General features: G+C 42.8%; 7 protein-coding genes. All 7 read right to left on the reverse strand.

Annotated elements, in window-relative coordinates; genetic code table 11:
* On the reverse strand, positions 1 to 1,076 hold a 1,076-nt coding region (locus VF500_RS18875; protein ID WP_330861170.1), incomplete at its 3' end, for a lytic transglycosylase domain-containing protein.
* Positions 1,077 to 1,143: 67 nt separating this feature from the next.
* Positions 1,144 to 2,568: an Asp-tRNA(Asn)/Glu-tRNA(Gln) amidotransferase subunit GatA gene (gene gatA / locus VF500_RS18880; RefSeq protein WP_330861171.1), complete on the reverse strand. Its 1,425-nt coding sequence runs from the start codon at positions 2,566 to 2,568 to the stop codon at positions 1,144 to 1,146.
* Positions 2,569 to 2,671: 103 nt separating this feature from the next.
* On the reverse strand, positions 2,672 to 2,854 hold the full coding sequence (gene tatA, locus VF500_RS18885; RefSeq protein ID WP_330861172.1) for a twin-arginine translocase TatA/TatE family subunit: 183 nt from the start codon (positions 2,852 to 2,854) through the stop codon (positions 2,672 to 2,674).
* Positions 2,855 to 2,887: 33 nt separating this feature from the next.
* Positions 2,888 to 3,328 carry a twin-arginine translocase TatA/TatE family subunit gene (locus VF500_RS18890; RefSeq protein ID WP_330861173.1) on the reverse strand — a complete coding sequence of 147 codons (441 nt, stop codon included), beginning with the start codon at positions 3,326 to 3,328 and terminating at the stop codon, positions 2,888 to 2,890.
* A 59-nt stretch (positions 3,329 to 3,387) separates the two neighbouring features.
* Positions 3,388 to 4,698: a murein hydrolase activator EnvC family protein gene (locus VF500_RS18895; protein WP_330861174.1), complete on the reverse strand. Its 1,311-nt coding sequence runs from the start codon at positions 4,696 to 4,698 to the stop codon at positions 3,388 to 3,390.
* Between the two features lie 14 nt (positions 4,699 to 4,712).
* Entirely contained in the window at positions 4,713 to 5,498 is a 786-nt protein-coding gene (locus VF500_RS18900) for a DUF4292 domain-containing protein (RefSeq protein ID WP_330861175.1), read from the reverse strand.
* On the reverse strand, positions 5,476 to 7,176 hold the full coding sequence (locus VF500_RS18905) for a tetratricopeptide repeat protein (protein WP_330861176.1): 1,701 nt from the start codon (positions 7,174 to 7,176) through the stop codon (positions 5,476 to 5,478). The genes VF500_RS18900 and VF500_RS18905 overlap by 23 nt, the downstream gene beginning before the upstream one ends.
* Positions 7,177 to 7,253: the final 77 nt, after the last annotated feature.

Below are 7,253 nucleotides of genomic sequence, written 5' to 3' on the forward strand. Positions count from 1 at the left end.
TGACGTTCAGATTTTACCGAAGCGTATTGCGCGGCTGCATAAGCAGCTGGCTTAGCTGTGGCAGGCACCGGAGCATCAACACCGTTTAATACATTATACAATGCCGCATAATTATCTTTCGCAGTTTGCGGAATGATCAACCTGCGCGGTGCTTTAGGGCTGCCGTTAACTACAGCCATCCGGTACGATGGATTAAGAATGGTGATCTCTCTTACGCTAACATCAAGCGCCTGGGCAACGCTGCTCAATGGCACTATTCTTTTTACCATCACGGTATCGGTACGGGTAGAGAAGTTACAGGCCTGCGCTACGATGTTATGTTTATTAAAATAGTGCATTACGTAGTTCATGGCAATAAAAGCCGGAACATATCCACGAGTTTCCACAGGGAGATATTGGCGAATACTCCAAAAATCAGTTACACCGCCGGCTTTTTCAACAGCACGCTCCACATTGCTTTTACCGCAATTGTATGAAGCAATGGCCAGCAGCCAGTCGCCAAATTCCTGGTAGGCATCTTTTAAATAGGCAGCCGCGGCATAGCTCGACTGGATAGGATCACGGCGGTCGTCAACATAGTTGTCCATATTTAGGCCATATGTCTTTGCGGTCGTACCCATAAACTGCCAAAGCCCCGTTGCCCCTACCCTTGATACCGCGTTTGGGTCAAGCTTTGATTCAACAATGGATAGGAATTTTATTTCTTCAGGGATCCCGGCTTCACGGAAAGCTTTCTCGTAAATGGGAAAGTAATATTTGGTTAAGCCAGCAACCTGCCCCATTTCCTCACGGTTATGCATATACAGGTCTATATAAGACTGAACGTACTCATTATAATCAAGCTGAATATCTTTGCGGATAGAATCTAACCGGCGTTTGTACAAACCACCGTATGACGTTAATGGCAATGGCTGGTTAAGTACCGGCAAAATAGTAGTGTCGGCATTAACGGCATCAGGGTTAAACTTTGTTACCCGGTTTATTTGCTTAAATGATTTTGCCGAAGTTACTGTTGTTTCGGCGTGTAAAATTTGGAGTGATAGGAGGCAAATGGTCAGCGTAAATAATCTCTTCATTTATTACGGGATTTGATTAATTTATAATGCCCAAAGCATCAGCATAATTACTAAAATATCATTTTTATTACAGATCGAGAAAATATTTGGCAAAATCTAACAGTTGCTGTTCGCCAAAGTGCTTTGTTAATAACTGTAAACCTAACGGCAAACCGTTGCTGTTATTGCCTGTAGGTATTGATATAGCCGGAACACCGGTTAGTGAGGCTTGTACGGTAAATATGTCAGAAAGATACATTACCACCGGATCTTTCTCTTCTTTACCTATATCAAAGGCCGGTTCAGGAGCCGATGGCACCAGTATAAAATCATACTCTTCCAGTATTTCGTTAGTTTTTTCCTGGATCAGCCTGCGTACTTTTTGTGCTTTTGCATAATAGGCATCATAGTAGCCGGCGCTCAACACAAAGGTGCCGGTCATGATGCGGCGCTTCACTTCTTTGCCAAACCCTTCAGAACGGGAACGTTTATAGGTTGACTGCAGATCGGTAGCCAGCGGACTGCGATAGCCATAGTGTACACCATCAAAACGGGCAAGGTTTGATGACGCTTCGGCCATAGCAAGGATGTAATATGTTGGCACAAGATACTCCAGCAGTTCAAAAGCTATTGGGGTAACCGTGTGGCCTTCGGCACGCAGCTTATCTATATATTGTACAAGGTTATCTTTTACTTCGGTATCAACACCCGGGCTTGATATGGCTTCCTGCAAGTAGGCAATTTTCTTTTTGCCCGGCTTTTGAAGATTTGTGTACGATGCAGGCGGCGGAGTTTGTGATAATGTGCTGTCGAACCCATCGGGCCCTGCAAGCACTTCGAGCAATAATGCAGCATCTTCAACAGATTTGGTAATTGGCCCTACCTGATCAAACGATGAAGCATAAGCAATAATGCCATGCCTTGAAATTGTTCCGTAAGTTGGCTTTAGGCCTACAACACCGCAAAACGAAGCAGGTTGCCTTACCGAACCACCGGTATCAGTACCCAGTGCAGCATGGCACATCCCGGCCTGCACGGCAACAGCCGAACCACCAGAAGAACCACCCGCTACCTTGGTTTCATCGGCATGGTTTTTTACCGGGCCAAAATATGATGACTCATTAGTAGCGCCCATAGCAAATTCATCGCAGTTACAACGGCCAATGATCACCGCGTCTTCGGCCAGCAAGCGTTCAACTACGGTTGACGAAAAAATAGAAGTGAAACCGGTTAAGATCTTTGATGAGGCACTAACCTTGTGCCCTTTGTAGCAGATATTATCTTTAATACCTATAACCATACCGGCCAATTTGCCGGCAGTGCCATTTTTTATTTTGTTATCAACGTTTTTTGCAGCAACTAACGCTTCATCTGCAAACACCTCGTTAAAAGCGTTTAAATGAGCATTTTTTTCAATCTCAAGCAAATAGCCTTCTACAAGACCTTCAACAGTAATTTCTGCACGTTGCAACCCGCTCTTTATCTCGGTTAAAGAGGAATAAATATTAGCCATGGGGCTAAAATAAAAAACTTATCTGTTGAAATAAGAAATAAATCAACAGATAAGTTCATATAACTGATAAAAGCGGCATCAAAACCTAATCCCTGTTAGGGTATTAAGCTTTTTTTTCTTCAGATGTTGTTGAAGAAGAAGATGTGTTTTCGCCGTTTTGCGCGTCTTTAAATTCCTTAACGCCTTTTCCTAAGCCTCTCATTAGTTCAGGGATTTTTTTGCCGCCGAATAATAAAAGTATCGCAATGATGATCAGAATAATTTCTGGTGCGCCTAATCCCGCCATGATTTTAAGTTTTTATGTATGATTAATATTATATTATGATTTGTATTCTTCTTCTTTTTCAGTAGCCAAATGACTACCGGTGATGGTCTTATCTAAATTGATATGACTGTGGTTTTCCGGTTCGGTTGGGGTATTTACGTGATAATCACTTATAGCGATTGTATTTGGAACAATATTTTCAACAACCGGCTTTTCATGCTCGGTTACAGCTACAGGGGCCTCTGAAGCTTTCTCATCTAAAAGCGGCGTTTCCTCCTTTTTAGGCTCCGGCTTCCTGTCTTCGTAATTATTGATCTGGTTGTTGATCTCACGTTTAACATCTTCCGAGGCGTCTTTAAATTCACGGATGCCTTTACCCAGGCTTTTTGCCAAACCCGGCAGCTTTTCGCCACCAAATAGCATTAATGCTGCAAAAAGTATCAGTACCATCTCGCCTGTACCAATATTTAAAAATAACAAAACTGAACTTAACATAGCATTCTGTTTAAGGATACAAATATATACAATTAAAATTTCTTATAGTTCATAACTAATTAGTTAGGCGCCAGCCATATCTTAGGGTTAACCGGTGTTGTTCCCTTATAAATTTCAAAATGCGCCTCAGTTTCCCCGGTTGATGGGTCGGTAGCTACCGTGCCGATGGCCTGTTTGGTAGTTACTTTTTGACCACGTGCAACCGTTACCGACCGTAAATTACTGTAGGCCGTAAAATACTCGCCATGCAGTATAATTACTAAATAAGTACCGCTCACATCTCCCACTTTTACAACCGTACCATCAAATACAGCCCTTACAGTACTACCCTGGTTAGTACGGATATCAACACCTGTACTTTCGCTCCTGATACCCTCCGGCGTGGTATAAGTACCAAAGCCCTGGGTAATTATTCCGTTAGATACCGGCCATGGCAAACCGCCGCGGTTACCCAAAAAGTCATTCGACAGCTTGGCAGCTTCAGGCGTAGCATTCAATACGCTTGAATTACTGCGTGTTGCAACCGGTTTAGCAGGAGCCGGTGCGGCTGGGGCCGGTTTATTCTCGGCTTTTGCACGTGCCGCCGCAAGCCTTGCAGCTTCTTCTGCCCTTCGTCTTTCCTCTTCTTCTGCCCTGCGCCTGGCTTCCTCAATTTCCCTGCGGATAGCATCGTTAATAGCACGGGTTGTTTTAACGATCTTGGCCTGAAGGTCCTTTTGTTGCTTCTTCAATATCCCCTCATGCTGTGACAAATCGCTTACCACCTTAACCTGGTTATTACGCTCGTTACCCAGTGTTGCTTTTTCCTTTTGTTGATCTTTCAAAAGATCATTTTTTTCATCCTTTGTGCGGTCAAGTTCAGTGATCTTAACATGCAACTCCTTTTGTGTACCTTGTATATAGGCAGCCTGCCGCTCGCGGTAGGTGCCAAACTGTTGTAAATATTTTAAACGCTTATAGGCCTGGTTAAAGTCTTTCGACGCAAAAAGGAACATCATTTTATTATACGCGCTCTGATTGCGGTAAGCAAACAGGATCATAGCCGCGTACTCCTTTTTAAGCTGGTCTAACTGCGACTGTAAGCTACGTACGTTATTATTGCTCTCAGAGATCTGGTTATCCAAAAGTCTTACTTCAGAATTAATGTTCTCTATTTTTTCCTGCCTTAGGTTTATCTGTGCCTTAAGTATGCTTAATTGCTTTAATGAAGCCTTCTTGTTGTTTAAAGTTTCATTGTAATCTTCATTTAATTGTTCAAGCTCTTTATTTAGCTGCGCCTTGCGACGTTTCAGTTCATCACTGCTTTGAGCACGTACCGTAACGGCCGTTAATACCAATAGTAAAAAGAAAACTGCTTTTAAAAACTTCATTAAATAAATATTAATTATTTGCCAGGCTCGTATCCATCAGGAATACTGAACGGATAGTTTTGCTCTACTTCAAAATCGGCCTTAGTATAATGCAAATTAACTTGTATTTTTTTATCTTTTACTACTGATGCTATATCTATTTGTGATGGCAGTACCCGGTTTGTTGCCTGGATAAAGGTATTATTGGTAACCTGTAATGATTGTGCCTGGCTTTGGTTATCCAAATTAGTTTGGGTAACCTTATTATCCGGGCCAAGTATCAGCTTGTAAACCAGATCATTCAAGACCCCGCTCAGGGTTGTATTACCATCGGCATGATCAAAGGTCGACTGTTCGTTCAACAGTTCGGGCACCGCGTTGCCAATCAGCAATGATTCAAGCGTTTTATAATTAACCTGTTTGCTGGCATAAGTATATATATAGCTGAACGGCTTTTTAATATAAACGCTTTGCAGGCGGTTAAGGATCATGATACTATCGGGTGTTATCACCGCGCGGGCAGCTTCAATACCTAATACCGCGGTAATAGAAACCCAGATCCTTTTATCTTTTGCTATCCTGATATTCAGGGTAACATCATTGCTGTTATTATTGATGCTGAGCTTGGTTTTGGCTTTACCCGCAAATGTTGTGAAATTCACCTGGCTTGCCCTTATGGCGGCCAGCTTACTAACCACGTCATTGGGCTTTGCGGTTGAATCGGCCTTGCGGGCAACTAAAACCTGTTTACGCGCCTTACAACTTACCATTACCAGCAGGCAGCAAGCTATAAGTAAACTATTCGCTATATTTTTTTTCATTTATCTTACGATCTAAAACAGGTGATTGTTCACCAAAGCCTTTCGCCTTTTTCCAGTTAGTTACGGCAGCATCTGTGTTCCCAAGGAAAAACAATATATCGCCATAATGTTCGTACTTAACGCCACTATTTTCTTTATCATGCGACAGGGCTTTCTCCATCCACTCTTTTGCCTGGGCATATTTTTTTTGTTTAAACAGGATCCAGGCATAAGTATCTTCAAACGATGCCGTGTTAGGCTGCAACTCGTTGGAATGTGCCGACATTGTTGCCGCCTTTTCCAGTTGCTCATTCCTTAACGATAAATAATAAGCATAATTGTTTAAAGTGAATGCATTATCCGGATTGTAGGTCAGTGCCTTATCATAACTCTCGTCAGAACTTTTTATATTCTTCAGCTCATGATAGCAATCGCCCAATAATGAAAAACTTAACGAAAGTAGTTCCTTATCCTGAAGTTCTAATGAAGTAGCATTTTTAACATAGCCAACCGCTTTGTTATTATCCTTTTTTTGTGCCCAGGCAACGCCTACCAGATAGTTCATCCAGGCCTGGTTTGGGAATAATGACAGCGCGTTCTCGCCATCTTTAATAGCCGCATCAAGGTCATTGTCGCCTAATTCCAGGCGCACTAATTGTTCCTGAACATTGTATACCTGGTTATTAAGCTCGGCCGACTTTTTTAACACCGGCTTTGCCTCCTTGTATTTGGTATTCTGGATCAGCATATCGCCATAAATAGCATAGGCCCTGGCATCATTAGGATGGGCAACGGTTAATATGCGGCTCAGCTCAAGCGCGCTGGCTTTGGCGCCGGCATCCGGAAACTTAGGGAAGTACCCCGAAATAATATTGATCTTTTGATCGATACCTATATCCGGAATTGCAAAGCCTAAGGTCAGTTCGTTGAAGCTGGCTTCTACGTTCTTTTTATCCCGATAGATATCGGCAAGCGCAAAGTGCACCATACCATTGCGCGGATCAAGCTTTTCGGCTTGTTGCAATATTTTAAGCGCCTTATCTGCAAACCCGTTTGAGTTATAGATCTCGCCAAGAGCCAGGTAATAACGGGTTTCCCCAGGATTAGCAGCTATCTGTTTTTCCAACTCTGAAGCGGCCAGCTCAATCTTGCCCTGTTTTAGGTAGATCTTTTGACGATTGGCTAAAAGATCATCGCTCGGGCCGTTAAGTTTTTCAAGCTCATCATATACTTTTAACGCGTCATCATACCTTTTCAGGATGGTGTAGGCATTTGCCTTGTCAAAATAATACTCTGATTTATCCGGGTTGATCCTGATGAGCTGGTTAAAAACATTTTCGAGCTTATCAATGGTGTTGGTTTTTTCGTAACTATCGGCCAGTGCGCCCCAATACCATTCATTATCTTTATTTATGGATACAGCCTGTTCCAAAAGCGGCTCAGATCCTGCAAAATCATTTTGCTGGCGTTTAAGGTTTGCCAGCTCATACATCGAAGCGTCATTTGAAGGATCGGCCTGTAAAATGCGTTCAAACATTTCAGTGGCCAGCTTGTAGTTCTCAATTGTTTTTTCGCGCAGGGCCGAAAAGAACAGCTGCTTAACCAGCGTACTGTCCTGGTAACTCATCACCTTACCTGCAGATGCAGCGGGTTTATTATCGCTGCCTTTTTTACGTTGAGCACGGGTGGAAAGAGGCAAGATTGCAAGAACCAAGAATAAAGACACAAGAATCGGAGCAGAAAACAAACTTGCTTTTTGCATACCGATCAATCTAA

Origin of the sequence: Mucilaginibacter sp., assembly GCF_036383575.1 — a bacterium.
Classification (GTDB): Bacteria; Bacteroidota; Bacteroidia; order Sphingobacteriales; family Sphingobacteriaceae; genus Mucilaginibacter.